General features: G+C 65.5%; 3 protein-coding genes. All 3 read right to left on the bottom strand.

Going from position 1 to position 2,319, the window contains the following annotated elements; genetic code table 11:
* Positions 1-641 (bottom strand): lyase family protein (locus NTZ26_05015; GenBank protein ID MCX6559856.1); only part of this gene is annotated, 641 nt, incomplete at its 3' end.
* 95 nt (positions 642-736) lie between these two features.
* A complete protein-coding gene (locus NTZ26_05020; protein MCX6559857.1) occupies positions 737-2,014 on the bottom strand; it encodes an argininosuccinate synthase in 1,278 nt (425 codons plus the stop codon).
* Between the two features lie 41 nt (positions 2,015-2,055).
* A partial coding sequence (locus tag NTZ26_05025) for an arginine repressor (GenBank protein ID MCX6559858.1) occupies positions 2,056-2,319 on the bottom strand: 264 nt, incomplete at its 5' end.

Here is a 2,319-nt window from a genome sequence, read left to right on the forward strand (position 1 = left end):
GCGTCCATCGGGTTTTCCGTCACGCGGCCGAATCCCAGGTCCGCCCTCATCTTCTCCCGATCGAGGGCGACCGTCGAGCCGGCCAGCGCCCCCGACCCGAGCGGCAGGACGTCGACCCTGGCCAAGGCCTCCCCTAGCCGCTCCCTCGCCCGCACCATCGGCGCGGCAAACGACATCGCCCACATCGAGAACGGTACGACCTGCGCCGGTTGGAGATGCGTGTATCCCGGCCATACCGCCTCCGGATGCGCCTCGGCCAGCCGGGCTAGAGCCGCTTCCGTCGCCGCCACGGCTTCGATCGCTTCCGGGATCTTCTCTTTCAGCCACAGTCGCTCGTCGGTCGTTACCTGCTCGTTCCGGCTGCGGCCGGTGTGGAGCTTCCGCCCGACTTCGCCGATCTCCTCGGTTAGAAGAATCTCGACCGCCGAATGGATATCCTCGAACCTCGAGATGTCGGCCTCGCCGGCCGCGATCCGCGCCCCCACCCGAGCCAACCCCGCCAACGTCTCTTCGACTTCGCTTGGACTTAAAATCCCCGCTCGTCCCAACGCCCTGGCGTAAGCCGCCGAGGCCAGGATCTCCGCCGCGGCCAGAAAGGAGTCCTCTTTAATCGAGGCATTGAACCGATCGAACAATTCCACGCGCGCCTGACCCGCGAACCTCCGTCCCCAGACCGTCCCCGTTCCGGCGCCAGGCGGCCTTCCGCCTGAACTGCCGCCCGCCCCACCCTCGCCGCTCATTTCCCGTTCCTAAGGAAGCCCGTCACCTTCTTGCCCCGCTTGGCCATGATGACGTGGTGAGCCTTGAGCCGGATGGCGTTGATGGCAATGAAGCCCCGCGAATCGGTCTGGTCGAAGCCGCCCTCGATGTCCATCGAGCTCAGGTCCTTGTCGTAGAGCGAGCTGTGCGAGCGGCGGGCCACCGGCGCGGCGGTGCCCTTGTAGAGGGCCAGCCGGACGACCCCATCCACGACCTCCTGGCTCTTGTTGATGGCGGCCATCAGAAAGTCCATCTCGGGCGAGAACCAGAACCCGTTGTAGACGAACTCGGCGAACTTGGGCGAAAGCGAGTCGCGCAGCCGCATAACCTCGCGGTCCATGGCGATGCCTTCGATGTCCTTGTGGGCAGCCAGCAGGATGGTCAGCCCCGGCGTTTCGTAAATGCCGCGGCTCTTAACTCCGACGAAGCGGTTCTCGACCATGTCGACCCGGCCGATGCCGTTCTTGGCCCCCAGCTCGTTGAGCAGCTCGAACATCCCCAGCGGGTCGGTCCTGCCGACGCCGTGCGTCTTGTCCTCCACCGCCACCGGCTCACCGTCCTTGAAGGTGATCTCGATCATGGTCTGGCTGTCCGGCGCGGCGGTCGGGCTGGTCGTCCAGCTGTAGATGCCCTCGCCCGCGTCGGCGGCCGGATCCTCGAGGATGCCTGACTCGTGACTGATGTGGATGAGGTTGGCGTCCTCGCTGAAAGGCTTGCCCGACGAGGCCTTAACGTCGATGCCGTGCGCCTTAGCGTAGTCCAGCAAGTCGGGACGGCCTTTGAAGGCAGCCAGGAATTCCGGGTCCTTCCAGGGCGAGATGATCTTGAGGGCCGGATCCAGCGCGGCATAGCTCAGCTCGAAGCGGACCTGATCGTTGCCCTTCCCCGTGGCCCCGTGGGCGACATGGGTCGCCCCCTCGGTGTGGGCCAAGGCGACCTGGGCCTTGGCGATGAGCGGCCGGGCCAGGGACGTGCCGAGCAGATAGCGGCCCTCGTAGACCGCGTTCGCTTTGACGGCGGCGAAGACGTAATCGGTGACCAGCTCGCGCTTGAGGTCGACCACGACGGCTTTGGACGCGCCCGTGGCCAAGGCCTTGGCCTTGACGGCCTCGAGATCCTCGTTCTGCCCGACGTCGGCGACGTAGGCCACGACATCGTTCCCCTTTTCGGCCAGCCATTTGAGGATGACGGAGGTGTCGAGGCCTCCGGAATAGGCAAGTATGATTTTAGACACGACGAACTCCTTTGGTGCGATTGATGGAATGGGACCTATGAAAGAAGGGTTGGAAGTATCTTTTATGCACCCTGGAGCAGGGCGCGCAGCTCGCGCTCGACCTCCGTCCGGCGGGTTTCGGTATCGACGACGATCAGGATGGTGTCGTCGCCCGCCACTGTGCCCAGGATGCCCGGGCGGCGGAAGCCGTCGATCAGCGAGGCCACGCCGCCGGCGTTGCCGGGGGTGGTCTTGACCAGAACCAGGTGCGAGGTGCCGTTGATGCCGACCACGAAGTCCCGGAAAAGCAGGGCCAGCCGCTTGCGTGCGGCCTCGAGCGAGGGCTG

The organism is Candidatus Aminicenantes bacterium, from assembly GCA_026393855.1.
Lineage (GTDB): Bacteria > Acidobacteriota > Aminicenantia > Aminicenantales > UBA4085 > UBA4085.